Below are 16,916 nucleotides of genomic sequence, written 5' to 3' on the forward strand. Positions count from 1 at the left end.
ACTTCCTTTGTTGGTTCTTTCACTTCTTCTTTTGGTATTAATTTTTCTACTATATTCTGCATTACAATGCCACTATATAATATGCCAGTCTCATAATGATCTGCATCTAAATCAAATTCATATATTTTTTCTCCTAAAGTACGCCAAATGATTCCCTCATCAGTAAGAGTTCCACCTTCACTCTTTAGTGTAATCTTTTCAATTGGCTCTCCCTCTAAATCATATACAGGTATTTTCACTTCTTTATTTATTTCTGCATCATCCAAAATGACCTTTTGCCTTCTAACATCAATTGTTACCCACTGACCTAATTGTATTAATGGCCTTACATCACGAATCTCATTTTCAGCTAATTTTAAACTAAGTAAGTCTAACATTGAGCCAAGAACCGTTACATCTGTAATACGATTCTCAGTAAGATTTAACCACTGTAAATTTTTCAATGAAGATAGCGGTGTTATATCTTCAATTTGATTATGAGATACATTCACATTATTCAATCGTTTCAAGTTTGAGATGAAATCAATATTTTTCAGGCCTACTCCTTCTAAAGTAAGGTTTTCTAAGTTCGTCATGTACTCTAAACCTGTTATATCTTTTATCTCATTTCCTTTTTCTTTAAGTATCTCTAATTTTTTAACCTGTAATAAATCTTCTTTTGTGATAGGAGCGTTTAAGTTCTCTCTACCTAAATTCTCTTTATTAATATGTTGTTGTAAAGTTTTATCGAGAATTACATTTGCACGTTCTTTTTGTTTTTCAACTATATTCTGTATAACCGTACCATTAAATCTTATTTTACTTTCAGTAGAATTAGTATCTAGTTTAAATTCATATATTTTTTCTCCAGGACTATTCCATTTTATAAATCCGTTATTCAGAGTAGCCCCCTCACTTTTTACATTAATATTTTGAAGTGGTTCTCCCTTAAGGTTGTATACTGGGATTTTTAATTCCTCATCTACGCTTGCTTCATTTAAAAAGATTTTTTGTCTTTGAATGTCAATTGAAATTCGCTTACCTAATTCCTCAACAGGCCTTACGTCAGAAATTTCATTTGCTCCAAGATTTATCTCATGTAAATTTGTTAAAGTGCTCAACGGCGATATATCAGAGATATAATTCTCTTCTAAATTCAGCACTTGTAAATTTCCTAATTGAGATAATGGTGATATATCTTTTATTTCACTATCAGCAATTTCTAGTTCAATAAGATTACTCATTTTACTAATAGATTCAACATTATTAATTTTATTGTTCCCTATCCATAATAGTTCCACATTATTTAATCGATCAATTCCATTAAGATCACTGATTTGATTATTTGCTAAGTATAATTGTTTCATAGTTGATAATGTAAATAATGGCTGGATATCTTTAATGTTATTACCGATTAAATCTAATGTTTTGATTTTTTTCATTTTACTTAATGGTGTAAGATCAGAAATTTTATTATCTCTTAAAAAAAGCATATTAATATTCTCTAATTGCCCAATTGGATGAATACTTTCAATTGAATTAGAAGTTAAATCAACGTACTTCAAACTTCTCAATTTCGAGATAGCTGATATATCTGTTACATTAGACTCTCGTAACGTCAACTTCTCTAAATTTGTCATATACTCTAAACCAGCTATTTCATTTATCCCTTTACCTGAATAAATGGATAATGTTTTAATTTGTAATAAATCTTTCTTTGTGATTGGCGCATCTACATTATCTCTATCTAAGTTATATTTATTAATATATTTTTGTAATTGCTTATCTAATATTACATTTCCGTTTTCATCTTGTTGCTCCTCTTTATTTTCCTTTTGTTTTTCTGAAACATTGTTTTCTAAATTTATAGCATTTACTTCAAACTGCACTTGATATTTATTATCATAGGCCATCGTTGGAATATAAATATGCATTTGCATATTGTATGTTTTTCCTAATTCTCCAACTTCAAATTGAATAACCTTCGTCCCATTTTTCTTTTTGTCTTCTGATAGGACCTTTACATCATGAAACACACCTGGCGTATGAATATCCTCTGTTTTCAAGTATTGGAAGAAATCACTATCACTTAACGTTGCTGTTACAATTTTCTTTCCATTCTCAATTGTTAATTTCGGATCCTTTATATAAACAGCTGCCATAGACTCTTCATTCGTTTTATCTTTATACGCTTTAATAACAGCATCATATGTACCATCTTCTAAACCTTGTCCCGTTTTATTCGCCTCAATTGCCACTGCCGCTAAAGCAGGTGTTGAATAAACAGCAAACGGAAGTGATAACGCCGCCGCTATAATCATTGCATTTATACGTTTTCTTTTATTTTGTTTCAACTTTACATCTCCTCCAAAATATATAATTCGAAATGTAATCATTTCTCGAATAAATGATAATGATTTTCATTATCATTGTCAACTAAAAAAATAAAAAGTTTACAAAAAAAGAACCTCTTTAAAAGAGGTTATGCCATTTTCTCACCTGATTCTTCTCTAAAAAAGCTTTTCATCGCATGAAATACGTCTGCTTTTTGCTTTAAAATATAGTATCTAAAGTTTTCATCTTTAATATTTTTATAGGCTGACATGAGTGTACTATGGCGATTATACTGATTCACTTCCCCATATCCAAACATATTACATTTCTTCATTAATTCTTCCACAAGCTTTACACACCTAGCGTTATCTGATGTTAAATTATCACCATCTGAAAAATGGAATGGATAAATATTATAGCGGTCTGGTGAATATTTATTATCAATCAGTTCTAATGCCTTTTTATATACGGAAGAACATATTGTTCCGCCACTTTCTCCTTTTGAGAAAAATTCTTCTTCTGTGACGACTTTCGCTTCTGTATGGTGAGCAATAAATTCAATATCAACTGTTTCATACTTTGTTCGTAAAAATCTTGTCATCCAGAAAAAGAAGCTACGTGCCATATACTTCTCCCACATTCCCATCGATCCACTCGTATCCATCATCGCTAACACAACAGCCTTTGAATCTGGCTTTAATACTTCATTCCAAGTGCGGAACTTTAAGTCTTCTTGATGAATTGGATGGAAAGATGCTTTACCACGCATCGCATTTCGTTTATATGCAGATATCATTGTTCGTTTCTTATCGATATTTCCCCATAATCCTGTTTTTCTAATGTCATTAAATTCAACATGTTCAATCCGATTTTCATCTATTTCTTTTCTCTTTAAATTAGGCAGCTCTAACTCTCTGAAAAACGCCTGCTCTAATTCTAAAATAGAGACTTCAGCTTCATAGTAATCTTCCCCAGCTGCATCTCCTGCTCCTTGCCCTTTTCCTGGCCCTTTTTGTTTTTGACCACCTGATCCATCTCTCGCAACGACATCACCAACTTTACTGTCACCGTTTCCTTGCCCAACATGTTTATTTTTATCATAATTGTATCTAATCTTATATTCATCTAGAGAACGAATTGGTATTTTTACAACATCTTTGCCATTAGACATAACTATACTTTCTTCTGTTACAAGATCGGGTAAATTATTCTTAATTGCCTCTTGTACTTTTTCTTGATGGCGTTGTTGGTCGTCATATCCTTTGCGATGGAGGGACCAGTTTTCCTGTGAAATCGTATAATTTGGTTGATTTTCTTCGCCCATTCCTTTCCCTCCTTACTGTAATTGTCTTCCTTTATGAACAGCAATCTATAAATTTTGTTCTGTACTGTGCAAGCTAGAATATTTGAAAGGTAACTGCCCACAGAAAATCATCCCATAAACATTTATAACGTTTTTCATACAATACCCGAGCATCCTAAACAAAATTTTGCCACTCACATAATAGAAAGAAATATTCAGCCACTGATAAGAAAGAAACACAATGCATTGTTGCACACATTTTTACTTTGCAACATATTGTATTGTGTTGGCTTTTTTCGTATGAATGGTTGGTTACTCTATCATATGCATATTGTAAAAATAATTGACAATAAATTCATGAAATTGCATCTTAATTTATTACATTTGGACAAGGTATGACACTTTATACACATATGAACGGATAATAAAACGCTGTCCCGCAAAATACAAGAGACAGCGTTTTGTTATCAAACTATCGGTTTAACAAGCTACCTACATAGCGTAATAATTCATTTGCTGAAGAAGAATTATAGCCATGCTCATCAATTAAACGCGCAACAACATCATTGATTTTCTTAAGCTGATTTTCGTCTGGCGTTTTCGTTGATGTTGTAATTTTCACTATATCTTTTAAATCAGCAAATAGTTTTTTCTGAATCGCTTCACGAAGACGTTCATGTGAATTATAATCAAAGCGTTTTCCTTTACGGGCATAAGCAGAAATGCGAATTAAAATCTCTTCACGGAACGCTTTCTTAGCATTTTCTGAAATCCCAATTTGCTCTTCAATTGAGCGCATTAATTTTTCATCTGGACTCATTTCTTCTCCTGTTAACGGATCACGTAATTTCGATTTATTGCAGTACGCCTCGACGTTATCTAAATAATTATCCATAAGTGTCTTAGCCGATTCTTCATATGAATAAACAAACGCCTTTTGTACTTCTTTCTTTGCGATTTCATCGTATTCTTTTCTCGCTAATGAGATGAAATTCATATAACGTTCACGGTCTTCATTACTAATCGATGGATGCTGATCCAGCCCATCTTTTAAAGATCTAAGTACATCTAACGCGTTAATAGATGGTACCTCTTTTCGAATGATTGTAGACGAAATTCGGTTAATGACATAACGAGGATCAATACCCTTCATACCTTCATCTTGATATTCTCGTTGTAGCTCCTCTACATCAATCGCATTATAACCTTCTACCGTTTCTCCATCATACAAACGCATCTTTTTAATTAAATCAATATCCGGACGCTTCGGATCTTTTAAACGAGTTAAAATAGTGAACATTGCTGCAACGCGAAGTGTGTGTGGTGCAATGTGAACATTCGACACATCACTTTCACGAATCATTTTTTCATAAATATGTTCTTCTTCACTTACTCGTAAATTATAAGGAACTGGCATTACAATAATTCTTGAGTGCAATGCCTCATTTTTCTTATTTGCTATAAATGAGCGATACTCTGTTTCATTCGTATGCGCTACAATTAATTCATCTGCTGAAATAAGCGCAAATCTTCCCGCTTTGAAATTCCCTTCTTGCGTAAGCGATAATAAGTGCCATAAAAACTTCTCATCACATTTTAACATCTCTTGGAACTCCATCATTCCTCGGTTCGCCTTATTTAATTCTCCATCAAATCGATACGCACGCGGGTCTGATTCTGAACCATATTCTGCAATCGTAGAAAAGTCCAGACTACCTGTTAAATCTGCAATATCCTGTGATTTTGGATCAGACGGGCTAAATGTACCAATCCCTGTACGGCGATCTTCAGAGAAGAAAATACGCTCTACAACTACATCCTCAATTCTTGATCCGTATTCTTGCTCTAAACGCATGACATTTAGTGGTGATAAATTTCCTTCAATTCTAACCCCATACTCATCAAAGAAATCATCTCGTAAATGATGTGGAATTAAATGCAGTGGATCCTCATGCATTGGACATCCTTTAATTGCAAAAATTGCTCCACGATCTGTTCGTGAATATGTTTCTAATCCTCGTTTCAACATCGTAACTAACGTTGATTTCCCTCCACTAACAGGACCCATTAATAATAAAATTCTTTTTCTAACATCTAATCGTTTTGCGGATGGATGAAAATATTCCTCTACAAGACGTTCTAGAGCATCCTCTAATCCAAAGAGCTGATTACTAAAGAAGTTATACTTTCTTCTACCATCAACTTCTTCAATTCCAGCATCTTTTATCATATTGTAAATGCGAGAGTGTGCTGTTTGAGCCACCCATGGTCTTTCTTTCACAAGCTCCAAATACTCCGCAAACGTACCTTCCCATTGTAACCGTTCTTCTGCTGCTCGATGCTGTTCAATCTTTTTTAGAATATCCATTATAGCTCCTCCCCCATCTCCTTGTTCAATCGGATTATTATAAAAGGTATGCTAGGATGTCCTTAAACATTCTTTAAATCAAAACGAAATATATAATAGCACGCTAAAATTCTCTCCAAAATTCAAAGAAAATTCTGTATAATATAGGTATTAACATTTTCACACTGCTATTCATTATAAATAAATTCTTTTCTTCTAAGAACCTTACATACATTTTGGGTAATAAATAGAACTCGTGAACCGAAAAAAGTAAGGAGGATATTAGTATGAAATTATTATTAATTTTAGGTGTATCACTCACATTTCTTACAGCTATTTTTACATCTGGTTACAATGACAAACCAGGTACACATAAAAAATGATGTGCTTTTAGCACATCATTTTTTTATACATTATTTATAATACATATTTTCCATATCATATTTGGATAATGGTCGACTATAATAATAACCTTGTACAAGCTTCACATTCTTTTCTTTCAAAAACTGTATTTGCTCCTTTTTTTCTACTCCCTCTGCAATTACATTCAGTTCTAAAGTATGAGCTAAATGAATAATTGCAGCTGTAATATTCGTATCACGTTCATCTATATGTATACCTTCCATAAAAGAACGATCAATTTTTAAAGTATCAATTGGATATGTTTTCAAGTAACTTAAAGATGAATAGCCTGTTCCAAAATCATCTAAATGAATCTTTAAATTTTGTTCTTTTAATTGTAGTAACACTCTCTTCGATATATCTTTATGTATAAGAGCTCCTTCTGTAACCTCTATCGCTAATAAATAAGCTGGTACATTGTACTTATTTAAAGCCCGTGTAATCATCTCTATTAATGTAATAGAGCGAAAGTGTCTAGCTGAAATATTAACTGCAATTGGGACCACTTCATATCCTTTATTTAACCATTCGCGCAGTTGCTGACACACTTGATTTACTACCCATTCATCGAGCTTAATAATAAATCCTGTTCTTTCTGCCAACGGAATAAATTGATTTGGAGAAACAAATCCTAATTCCTTATTCTCCCACCTTATTAAAGCTTCCATACTAGCTATTTTTTTCGTTTCAATATTAATTTGTGGCTGATAATATAAAAAAAACTCATTTTTTTCTATAGCACGATGTAACTGGTTTTCTATTATAAACCTTTGTTCACGCTCACAGTCTAATCCACTACAATAAAAATGATAATGTCCTTTTCCTTTTTCTTTTGCTTTTTCTAAAGCAGCATCGACCCTCTGAAATAGTATTTTTTCATCTTCTCCATCTGCTGGAGCCATTACAATTCCAATTGACGCACTTAAATATACATCTTCTTCCTCGATTACAAAATATTCACTAATATTTTTCAGTATGCCTTTTGCAATTTCCTCTACACATTCTTTCGTTATATTTTCTATTAACATAACAAATTGATCATCGTGTTCTCTAAATAAGTGCATACCTTCTATTTTTAGATTGCTTAAACATTCTGTAACTTTTTGTAATACTTTATCTCCCTCTTTATGACCAAATGTATCATTAATACGATGAAACTCATCTAAATCTATAAATACAAGCGCAAAATTTATACTCTCTTTTAAAAAAGTATTTAACTTATTTGTACATGAAATTCTATTCATTAATCCCGTTAACTGGTCATAGTAGGCTAAATATTCTGTTCGCATTTCGTTTAATACTTGCCTTGTAACATCTCTCGTAACAATATAAACTCCAACAATTTCACCGTTCACAATAATCGGGATAGTTCTCAAAGAAATATATAGCTCGTACCCTTCTTTATGAACATATTTCTTTGAAACAATTTGTTTTGCTCTTCCCTGCAGAGCTCCTTTAAATAGAATTTGAAAGTCTTTTTCATATTCTTTATTAATGAATTCAAAAATAAATTTATTATTTAACTCTTCATACCGGTATCCAAATATTTCATACGTTGCCGGGTTTGCATATGTAACTCTCCCTATAGAATCTATAGATATAATTGAGTCATTATTATATTCTAGTAACGACTTAAATAACATTTGTTTTTCCTCTATCTCTGTCTTCTCCTCAATTTGAGCTGTAATATCTCTTGTAATACAAATAACAAATTGACATATTCCTTCTTCATCGCAGACAGGATTAAGTGAAGATTCATAATGTATCTCACCTTTTTGTAATTTGACTACATCACAAAATGTGTGTGCTTTCGCTTCTCTCACTACTTTTTCATATTGCCTTTGCAATATCCCCGCTATATCTTTTGGTAATACTTCTGCAAAAGTTTTTCCATAGCACTCTTCGCTTAACCTAGCATAATCCATTCCTATTCTATTCACATACATATATTTAAACGTTTCATCATCAATAACTTTCAAAATAAATACTAAATCTTGAATAGCATGTAATAATCCTTGTCTAATTAAATCCATATCTATCATACTTAAAAAGGTATTTTGATTACTATATTCTTCCTTCATATTTATCTCAACCCGTCTTATCTATTTTTAATCATATATCCCATTCTATATGATTATGTCCTCTCTTTTAAATGTATGATTACATATTATTTTTATTTTATAAAAAAAAGTCGCCATATGGCGACTTTTAATAAACGATTTCTAAATCTAATCCAGGGTAATTTTGTTGACGGAACGCTTCATAAATTAAAATTGCTGCTGTATTAGATAAATTTAATGAACGTACTTTATCTGTCATTGGAATACGTAAACAATGATCAAAGTTTTCTTCGATTACATTAGCTGGTAAGCCGTTTGTTTCTCTTCCAAATACAAAATAGTAATCCTTCTCGCGCTTGCTATAGTCAAACGCTGTATGAGCTTTTTCGCCATACTTCGTTAAATAGAAGAATTCACCATCTTTATTTTTTTCATAAAATTCTTCAATTGAATCATAATACGTAATTTTCACGTGCTGCCAATAATCTAATCCGGCACGCTTTAACATTTTATCATCCGTTGAAAATCCAAGCGGTCTAATCAAATGTAATTCTGTTCCAGTTGCTGCACAAGTACGAGCAATATTCCCTGTATTTGCTGGAATTTCTGGCTGATATAAAACAACATGTACTCCCACGCGATATTCACCTCTGTTTTTTGTCTACTACGTATTATACCACTTGAGCGAAAAATCTCTACCCATTAATAATATGAAAGAATTTATATTTCATTTGTGGTGTATATTTACTAGAGTCTTCATAGTTCCAATAACGTCGACGGCTATTCGCTGAATGTGCATTTACAAGCGGCATACCATCTGCATCTTTTGCTACTACAATCGTCGTATGATTCCATCTTCCGTCATCCTCGAAATCATAAGCAATAACATCTCCAAGAATAAGTTCTTCTGGCCTCTCTACCGCCTCTGCTCGAAGTCCTGTTGTAGCACCTGACAAATACCAATAAAAAGAATGTGCAACAGCCCAGCTCCAACTCCACTGATTCTCCCTTTGCCACCATCCTTTACGAATATTAGGATATCCGTTCATAGGTACTTCTCCAGTATGAAGACATTGAGAAATAAAATTCGTACAATTATCAGGGAAATTACGATACATAGGATTTCGGTCATCCCACCAACGCTCTGCATATTTCACTGCCTCTAAACGATTATACTGATAAGAACCGTACTTCTCTTTCGTAATTTCCCTTTCTAATGTCTCACCCATTCTAATTTCTTCTGACACTTCAATATCATAATCGCCTATAATCCGACTATTATTTAAACAAACTCTTCGTTTTAATTGTTCCTCTTCAATATAAAATAATTCTTTATGCTTAATTAAATATTTAAAATGTATTTGATAATCAATTTCTTGATGGTCATTACTATTTAATTGTCTAATGAAAGAAACATCCGCAGTTGCTTTCACTATATGTGCACTACGCCTTTGAAACAATTGTTTCTTTCTCTGTGCCATTTGTAGTAAATCCTCAGCAATACCATCCACGTCTGTTCGTTTCTCTGTGATATATGCTAAAAACTGTTGTACTTGCTTTTCAATATTCATTTTTACAGCCATTTCGTTTCCCTCCCATATTACAATATGAAAAAGGGAAATATTATCTACTCTTTTTTCTGTGCTAACAATTCAAGCCCGCGCTTCATTTCATGAAGTACTTCTTCATCTTTCTCACGTTCCATCGCTTTCTCAATCGCTTCGCCTACTCCATCTCCCCCAATTTTCCCAAGTGCCCATGCTGCCGTTCCGCGCAATACCGGTCTTGGGTCATCTTTCATAACACCAATTAAATCAGGAATTGCCGATGCTTCTTTAAAATGTGCTAATGCTAAAATCGCATTTCTTTGCAGTGGCTTTTTCCCTCTCCATGACCCTGACATAATCCCATATTTCTCTTTAAAATCACGATTACTAATTGTTAAAAGTGGCGTTAATAATGGTTTAACTAGCTCAGGGTCCGGCTCCATCTCAGGATGATTATGAAAATCCATTCCTTTGTTTTTCGGGCAAACAGTCTGACACGTATCACATCCATATATACGATTTCCTATTTTATCGCGATATTCTTCAGGTAGGAATCCTTTCGTCTGTGTTAAAAACGCAATACACTTCTTCGAATCTAACTGTCCCCCCTGTATTAAAGCACCTGTAGGACAAATATCGATACATTTCGTACAGCCCCCGCATTGATCTTCTATCGGCTTATCTGGCGGGAATGGAACATTTGTAATCATTTCCCCTAAGTATACGTACGAACCGAATTCAGGTGTAATAATAGCACAGTTTTTCCCACTCCAGCCAATGCCTGCACGCTCTGATACAGCTCGATCACTTAATTCACCTGTATCAACCATGGACTTCACTTCTATATCCGGAAGTTTTTCAATTAAATATGCTTCTAATTTTTGCAAACGATCTCGTAAAACAAGATGATAATCTTGTCCCCAAGAAGCACGGCAAAAAATTCCACGGCGTTCTCCACGCTTACTTAATGGTGCATTTTTTAATTTTGAAGGATATGCTAAAGCAATCGCAATAATTGATTTAGCACCCGGTAATAAAAGTTGCGGATTCGTTCTCTTCTCTATATCAGGCTCTTCAAATCCAGATTGATAATTTAATTGTTGTTGCTGGATTAAGCGCTGCTTTAATTCCTCAAAAGGAGAAGCACTCGCAAAGCCTATTTTATCTATGCCAATTGTTTTACTATACGCAATTACATCTTGCTTTAATTGTTCAAAATCCACTCTTAATCGCCTCCTCAGATGAATCCATCATCCCTTATGTAACGACTTTATTGGTTAGTAATTCACTTTTGGAATACTATTATTTACTTCTATTTTCGCATGTAATTATATTTTTCAAACATTAAAAAACGCAATGCCTCGTTTATCTCGGAAACGAAACACTGCGTTGATCACAATTTATAGAAAAACATTTAATAAAATTTGGAGCGGGTGAAGAGAATCGAACTCTCGACCAGAGCTTGGAAGGCTCTTGTTTTACCACTAAACTACACCCGCAAATATGAATTACATATAAGATATTAGAATAACTTATGTAAAGTAGTATAGCATGTTAAAAAAATAGAGGCAAGAATTTTATCGAAAAAAGTCGAAAAAGTGATGAGAGACCTCATCACTTTTTCAATTCTTTATCAATGGCCTTCTTCATACTATCGAAATCAGGGTTTGCAAGATTTCCGTTTACATATACTGAAGGAGCACCTTGAACTTTTAATTTTTGAGCACGATCTGAATCTTTACGTACTTTTTCTGTAATTTCTTTACTGTGTAAATCTTTCTTAAATTGCTCTACATCAACTTTTGGAAGTTTCTCTTTCACAATGCTAAGAAGCAAATCTTCTGTAATCCATTCTTCCGTATCTTTCTTTTGATTTTGATAAATCTCATCATAGAAAATCCAGAATGAATCTTTATCTTGTTTATAAATTGCTTCACCAGCTGCTGCACCTAAATCCGAGTCTTTTCCGATAAATGGGAAGTTAATAAAATATAACTGCACTTTGCCTTTATCAATATACTCTTCTTTTAATCGAGGTAATACTGTTACATCCCAAGTACGACAAGCAGGACATTTGAAGTCTCCAAATTCAACTACCTTAACTGGAGCATCATCTTTCCCTAAAGATTGTTGCGTGGAATAAGCAAACATCTCATTCCCTTTATCTTTTTTGTCATTTATGATGCTATACGCAATTGTTCCAATTACAATCAATACTGCGATAGAAAAAACTATACCAAGAGCCATGAGTTTATTTGATTTCATATACATTCCTCTTTAAATTCATATTCTGTATACAGCATTGTACACAATACACATAATATCAACACTTATATACGTCACGCAATGAACACGCTCACATAAATTACAAAAACACAATAATTGTGACGATATTGTGTCACAATTTGTCACAATTTATTCAAAAAAAGAAGCTCCTCTGTAGGAACTTCTCTTAACTTACTGCTTTTTTACGCGCGCTATTTAACATCGACTGCTCTATTTTTATATCATGACGAATTACCAATTTCTCACTAACTGCTTGAACATACTCATCATGACTTATATAGCCTTCTTTCTCCATTAGTCTCAAAACGACATTTCGTCTCTCTACTGCTTTATCATAATTTTGGGCAGGTGAGTAATAAGCAGGTGCTTTTACTACAGCAGCCATCATTGCACTTTCAGCCAACGTTAATTGGTTCACCTTTTTACCGAAGTAAAGGTTTGCTGCTTTTTCAATTCCCCATGCTCCTTCTCCATAATAAATGTTACTTACATATAATTTTAAAATTTCATCCTTCGTAAATGTACGTTCAATTTTTTTCGTATAAAAAATCTCTTTCCACTTACGAGAAAATGTACGTTCATTCGTTAAAAAAGCATTTTTAGATAGCTGCTGTGTAATCGTGCTTCCTCCTTGTACGACACCACCAGCCTTTATATTCTCAACAGAGGCCCTAATAATTGCTATATAATCTAAACCGTTATGATGATAAAATCTTTTATCTTCTGTCGCAATAAATGCATGTGTTAATGATTCTGGTACCTCTAACTTAGCCGGCACATGTAATTTACTAATATCACTTTGCTCAATCATTACATTTCCAATGAATAATAACGTACAACTTAACAATAATAATAATATAATGGCTTTATAAAAAAGTTTAGTCATTGGATTTAATGCAACTTTTTGATGATAGTTCACCCTAGATAATACTCGTTCTTTCATCTTGAACACCTCTTTTCCACACAGCATATAACTCTTACTTTAAGAATACATTGTTGTAAAAAAATATCCCATCGATTTCTCTTACACGTACCTTACATCATTGTAAGGTATAAAGTGAAACTTTAATAAGCCCTCATCAATCAGGCTTACTGCCCAGCAAATAGTCGGATAAAAAAGTATTGTATCACAGTCTTTTTTTATCTACTATTCATCTGAAATATTGAATATAGGTATGTTAAAGTACGAATAACCAATAAGAGAGTAACCCTTAAGACTATTATATTTTCACTTTACACTTTAATTATATCATCTACAAATATATGTACTTTTAACTATCTAGTAATCTAAATGTATATAACATATAAAGTGAAACTTTAATCAGTGGAGGTTTTGTTCATCCCCACTGATTATTAGCCCTCACCAATTGAGCTGCCCGGCAAATAGCGGGATAAATCCATTATACAGAACAAACGTTCTACAAATCAATACTAGCGCTATTATTATTTTGACCTTTTTCTTAAACAGTATACAAAAAAAAGAGTAGTGATTTGAATGTATCTCAAATCAGTCACTCTTTTCTTTACAATCTTCCTATTAAACTATACGGCTGTACTTCCCACGTTTCGTACGGAATATAATGTGTTGCTCTCATCGCATCAAGCGTTCTGGATTTCATATGAGGACGCGTTATATACTCATCTATATTCTCTTCATTTAAAGCAACAAATTTAGCCTCTTGTATTTCTTCAGGTTGAATTTTTATTTCACCGCTCACATATGCCACTTTAAAAACAACAGCTAAAATATGCATAGAAGCATTATAGTAAACACCTGTAACTCCAACCGGCTTCACAGTTAAACCGGTTTCCTCAAACATTTCCCTACAAACTGCTTGATCGAGCGCTTCTCCTTCTTCCACCTGTCCTCCTGGCAACTCCCACGTATCCGATCGCCAATGTACTTTAGCTAATAACACTTCATCTTTTTCATTTGTTAAATAACCTGCTACAGCAACGATATGCTTTGGTGTTTTATGTTCCATATTAAACCTCCTAGAAATAATGATTATTTCATATATCCCTATAAGCATATTCCCTGTCTACAACAAAATACCTTTACTAATTCATCAACTTAATTAACTTCATAAAAAAAGCCTCTATCCGTTAAACGGACAGGGCTTCTATCGTATTATTCTCCTAAGTCTACGTTGTGGTAAACTTGTTGCACATCTTCTAAATCTTCTAATGCATCAACCATTTTCTCAAATTGTACTTGAGCATCTTCGGGAAGTGTAACATCACTTTGTGCAAGCATTGTTAATTCTGCAACTGTAAATTCTTCAACACCAGCACCTTTAAGTGCAGATTGTACTGAATGGAATTGATCAGGTTCAGCATACACGATAACAGAATCTTCTTCTTCTAGAATGTCACGTGCATCAACATCTGCTTCCATTAAAATTTCAAGAACTTCATCTGATGTTTTACCTTCAAGGCCGATAACAGCTGTCGCATCAAACATGTAAGCTACAGAACCGTTTACACCCATGTTACCACTGTTTTTGCTAAATGCAGCTCGTACATCTGCTGCAGTACGGTTTACGTTATTTGTAAGTGTATCTACAATAACCATAGCTCCATTTGGTCCAAATCCTTCATAACGAAGCTCGTCATAATTTTCCTCTGAACCGCCTTTTGCCTTTTCAACTGCACGATCAATAATTGTTCTTGGTACATTGTATGTTTTCGCACGTTCTAATACGACTCTAAGCGCTTGGTTTGATTCTGGATCTGGCTCTCCTTGTTTTGCCGCCACATAAATTTCACGTCCAAATTTCGCGTATATACGGCTTGTATTTGCATCTTTCGATGCTTTTTTGTCTTTAATATTGTTCCATTTACGGCCCATACTTTCCACTCTCTTTCTCGTTTTAAATCTACATAAAAATATTAATATGAAATATAATGTGTGTTCAACACATTTTTAAAAGAAATATAAAAAGTTCATTTTTGATTCATATTACAGACATAATATAAATCACTATCATTTTGTTCTTTCGACAAGTTATATTATACATGAATTCCTAAGTTTATTACGAATTTTAGCATCACATAATATAATTTAACAAAAAAGACTCTAACATTTCTGTTAGAGTCTTTTTATATTGCCGATACCGATTTCCATAATATTCCCATAATTACTTTCTATTGCTGTACAATAAAAATAGGGAAAAATTTGAAGAAAAGGTGGAGGGAGAATTATGACACATTCAAATGAGAAAAAATCACATGCTTTTAAAGGAATAGGAGAGAAGTTAAACCCAACTATCTATCAAGTAAGATTCATGAAATTAGATGAACCAATCCAATTTGAGGCGTTTCCTGAATTGAAGGAATTAGGGGACTGGTTGAGTACTTCAACGCACATGTGGTCGTGCCACTCAACTATGTACAAATACAACAGAGAAAAGTTTGAAAAGAAGTTTTTAGAAATTACGAAATTAACAGCTGATCATGTACTAATATCTACTGGTGGTGTCGGATTTAACTTCATGTCACCGGGGTGGAGAAATTCTCTCTAGAGTGCTCGAAGGGAATATTATAGAATACCGCAATTAAAAGGATAAAATTGAATGTTTGTTTTTATCCTTTTAATGTTTCGCAGTTTACTCACCGTACACTTTTTGTGCTTATTTTGTCATGTAATGAAAAGAAAACAAAAAAAACTCTATACTAATTGTATAGAGTTTTTTTACGACGTTCATGATACCGATGGTCGGGGTCGAACCGACACTCCCGAAGGAACACGATTTTGAGTCGTGCGCGTCTGCCAATTCCGCCACATCGGCACAAAAGAAAAGGCGGCAACCGGATTTGAACCGGTGATAAAGGTTTTGCAGACCTCTGCCTTACCACTTGGCTATGCCGCCATATTAAATTTCATTGGAGCGGAAGACGGGATTCGAACCCGCGACCCCAACCTTGGCAAGGTTGTATTCTACCACTGAACTACTTCCGCAAAAATGGCTGGGCTAGCTGGATTCGAACCAGCGCATGACGGAGTCAAAGTCCGTTGCCTTACCGCTTGGCTATAGCCCATCGAATTCTTACTTAATTATATGTAAGTATCAATTAAATTATTTGTAATTTTAAAAATAAAAATGGGGCGACTGATGGGAATCGAACCCACGAATGCCGGAGCCACAATCCGGTGCGTTAACCACTTCGCCACAACCGCCATGTTGTGTAAATATATTTGGCAGGGGCAGTAGGAATCGAACCCACACTGGAGGTTTTGGAGACCTCAGTTCTACCTTTAAACTATGCCCCTATGTAAATGGTGGAGGGGGGCAGATTCGAACTGCCGAACCCGAAGGAGCGGATTTACAGTCCGCCGCGTTTAGCCACTTCGCTACCCCTCCGAAACTTACATGGTGCCGGCTAGAGGACTTGAACCCCCAACCTACTGATTACAAGTCAGTTGCTCTACCAATTGAGCTAAGCCGGCGTATTTTATTAAAATAAATGGTGGCTCGGGACGGAATCGAACCGCCGACACGAGGATTTTCAGTCCTCTGCTCTACCGACTGAGCTACCGAGCCTTATTAAAATGGCGGTCCCGACCGGGGTCGAACCGGCGATCTCCTGCGTGACAGGCAGGCATGTTAACCACTACACCACGGGACCATTTGGTTGCGGGGACAGGATTTGAACCT

The 16,916-nt window shown here is 34.2% G+C and carries 12 protein-coding genes and 11 tRNA genes; 1 reads left to right on the plus strand and 22 read right to left on the minus strand.

Going from position 1 to position 16,916, the window contains the following annotated elements; genetic code table 11:
- The 12 genes from MR160_RS27930 to MR160_RS27985 all read right to left on the minus strand — a co-directional run.
- A partial coding sequence (locus MR160_RS27930; RefSeq protein ID WP_118961985.1) for a leucine-rich repeat domain-containing protein occupies positions 1-2,333 on the minus strand: 2,333 nt, incomplete at its 3' end.
- 128 nt (positions 2,334-2,461) lie between these two features.
- Entirely contained in the window at positions 2,462-3,637 is a 1,176-nt protein-coding gene (yhbH, locus tag MR160_RS27935; protein WP_000503516.1) for a sporulation protein YhbH, read from the minus strand.
- A 451-nt stretch (positions 3,638-4,088) separates the two neighbouring features.
- The gene (locus tag MR160_RS27940) at positions 4,089-5,984 is read right to left on the minus strand and encodes a PrkA family serine protein kinase (protein WP_000353273.1); all 1,896 of its coding nucleotides are present in this window, start codon (positions 5,982-5,984) and stop codon (positions 4,089-4,091) included.
- A 392-nt stretch (positions 5,985-6,376) separates the two neighbouring features.
- A complete protein-coding gene (locus MR160_RS27945; RefSeq protein ID WP_000657163.1) occupies positions 6,377-8,446 on the minus strand; it encodes a sensor domain-containing protein in 2,070 nt (689 codons plus the stop codon).
- Between the two features lie 127 nt (positions 8,447-8,573).
- On the minus strand, positions 8,574-9,062 hold the full coding sequence (gene trmL, locus MR160_RS27950; RefSeq protein ID WP_000538147.1) for a tRNA (uridine(34)/cytosine(34)/5-carboxymethylaminomethyluridine(34)-2'-O)-methyltransferase TrmL: 489 nt from the start codon (positions 9,060-9,062) through the stop codon (positions 8,574-8,576).
- A 58-nt stretch (positions 9,063-9,120) separates the two neighbouring features.
- Entirely contained in the window at positions 9,121-10,008 is an 888-nt protein-coding gene (locus tag MR160_RS27955) for an amidase domain-containing protein (RefSeq protein ID WP_000279323.1), read from the minus strand.
- Between the two features lie 44 nt (positions 10,009-10,052).
- A complete protein-coding gene (queG, locus tag MR160_RS27960; RefSeq protein WP_000345208.1) occupies positions 10,053-11,195 on the minus strand; it encodes a tRNA epoxyqueuosine(34) reductase QueG in 1,143 nt (380 codons plus the stop codon).
- A 202-nt stretch (positions 11,196-11,397) separates the two neighbouring features.
- Positions 11,398-11,471 (minus strand) — tRNA-Gly (locus MR160_RS27965).
- Positions 11,472-11,586: 115 nt separating this feature from the next.
- Complete coding sequence (locus MR160_RS27970; RefSeq protein ID WP_000841308.1) at positions 11,587-12,237, minus strand: DsbA family protein; 651 nt, start codon at positions 12,235-12,237, stop codon at positions 11,587-11,589.
- Between the two features lie 187 nt (positions 12,238-12,424).
- The gene (locus MR160_RS27975) at positions 12,425-13,201 is read right to left on the minus strand and encodes a transglycosylase domain-containing protein (RefSeq protein WP_000664718.1); all 777 of its coding nucleotides are present in this window, start codon (positions 13,199-13,201) and stop codon (positions 12,425-12,427) included.
- 580 nt (positions 13,202-13,781) lie between these two features.
- On the minus strand, positions 13,782-14,243 hold the full coding sequence (locus MR160_RS27980; RefSeq protein WP_000400451.1) for an NUDIX hydrolase: 462 nt from the start codon (positions 14,241-14,243) through the stop codon (positions 13,782-13,784).
- A 146-nt stretch (positions 14,244-14,389) separates the two neighbouring features.
- Positions 14,390-15,109 (minus strand): YebC/PmpR family DNA-binding transcriptional regulator, encoded by a 720-nt coding sequence (locus MR160_RS27985; protein ID WP_000532954.1) that lies wholly within the window; start codon positions 15,107-15,109, stop codon positions 14,390-14,392.
- 352 nt (positions 15,110-15,461) lie between these two features.
- On the opposite strand from MR160_RS27985, the gene MR160_RS27990 reads away from it, so the two are divergent.
- The gene (locus tag MR160_RS27990) at positions 15,462-15,782 is read left to right on the plus strand and encodes a DUF3884 family protein (protein WP_000149824.1); all 321 of its coding nucleotides are present in this window, start codon (positions 15,462-15,464) and stop codon (positions 15,780-15,782) included.
- Positions 15,783-15,967: 185 nt separating this feature from the next.
- Here the strand turns inward: MR160_RS27990 and MR160_RS27995 are convergent.
- From MR160_RS27995 to MR160_RS28040, 10 genes are all read right to left on the minus strand, one after another.
- Positions 15,968-16,049 (minus strand) — tRNA-Leu (locus MR160_RS27995).
- A gap of 10 nt (positions 16,050-16,059) precedes the next feature.
- Positions 16,060-16,130 (minus strand) — tRNA-Cys (locus tag MR160_RS28000).
- 14 nt (positions 16,131-16,144) lie between these two features.
- Positions 16,145-16,219 (minus strand) — tRNA-Gly (locus MR160_RS28005).
- A 5-nt stretch (positions 16,220-16,224) separates the two neighbouring features.
- Positions 16,225-16,299 (minus strand) — tRNA-Gln (locus MR160_RS28010).
- A 63-nt stretch (positions 16,300-16,362) separates the two neighbouring features.
- Positions 16,363-16,438, minus strand: a tRNA-His gene (locus tag MR160_RS28015).
- 19 nt (positions 16,439-16,457) lie between these two features.
- Positions 16,458-16,531, minus strand: a tRNA-Trp gene (locus tag MR160_RS28020).
- Positions 16,532-16,538: 7 nt separating this feature from the next.
- Positions 16,539-16,622: transfer RNA gene (locus tag MR160_RS28025), tRNA-Tyr, on the minus strand.
- Between the two features lie 10 nt (positions 16,623-16,632).
- Positions 16,633-16,708: transfer RNA gene (locus MR160_RS28030), tRNA-Thr, on the minus strand.
- An 18-nt stretch (positions 16,709-16,726) separates the two neighbouring features.
- Positions 16,727-16,802, minus strand: a tRNA-Phe gene (locus MR160_RS28035).
- 9 nt (positions 16,803-16,811) lie between these two features.
- Positions 16,812-16,887 (minus strand) — tRNA-Asp (locus tag MR160_RS28040).
- Between the last annotated feature and the right edge of the window lie 29 nt (positions 16,888-16,916).

The organism is Bacillus cereus group sp. BfR-BA-01382, from assembly GCF_022663475.1.
Taxonomy (GTDB): Bacteria; Bacillota; Bacilli; order Bacillales; family Bacillaceae_G; genus Bacillus_A; species Bacillus_A thuringiensis_S.

What these genes read in the sequence shown, in the direction of transcription:
- yhbH (WP_000503516.1), bottom strand. Translation starts at nt 3,637, where the DNA reads ATGGGCGAAGAAAATCAACCAAATTATACGATTTCACAGGAAAACTGG.
- MR160_RS27980 (WP_000400451.1), bottom strand. Translation starts at nt 14,243, where the DNA reads ATGGAACATAAAACACCAAAGCATATCGTTGCTGTAGCAGGTTATTTA.
- MR160_RS27970 (WP_000841308.1), bottom strand. Translation starts at nt 12,237, where the DNA reads ATGAAATCAAATAAACTCATGGCTCTTGGTATAGTTTTTTCTATCGCA.
- MR160_RS27940 (WP_000353273.1), bottom strand. Translation starts at nt 5,984, where the DNA reads ATGGATATTCTAAAAAAGATTGAACAGCATCGAGCAGCAGAAGAACGG.
- MR160_RS27985 (WP_000532954.1), bottom strand. Translation starts at nt 15,109, where the DNA reads ATGGGCCGTAAATGGAACAATATTAAAGACAAAAAAGCATCGAAAGAT.
- MR160_RS27990 (WP_000149824.1), top strand. Translation starts at nt 15,462, where the DNA reads ATGACACATTCAAATGAGAAAAAATCACATGCTTTTAAAGGAATAGGA.
- MR160_RS27955 (WP_000279323.1), bottom strand. Translation starts at nt 10,008, where the DNA reads ATGGCTGTAAAAATGAATATTGAAAAGCAAGTACAACAGTTTTTAGCA.
- MR160_RS27945 (WP_000657163.1), bottom strand. Translation starts at nt 8,446, where the DNA reads ATGAAGGAAGAATATAGTAATCAAAATACCTTTTTAAGTATGATAGAT.
- MR160_RS27975 (WP_000664718.1), bottom strand. Translation starts at nt 13,201, where the DNA reads ATGAAAGAACGAGTATTATCTAGGGTGAACTATCATCAAAAAGTTGCA.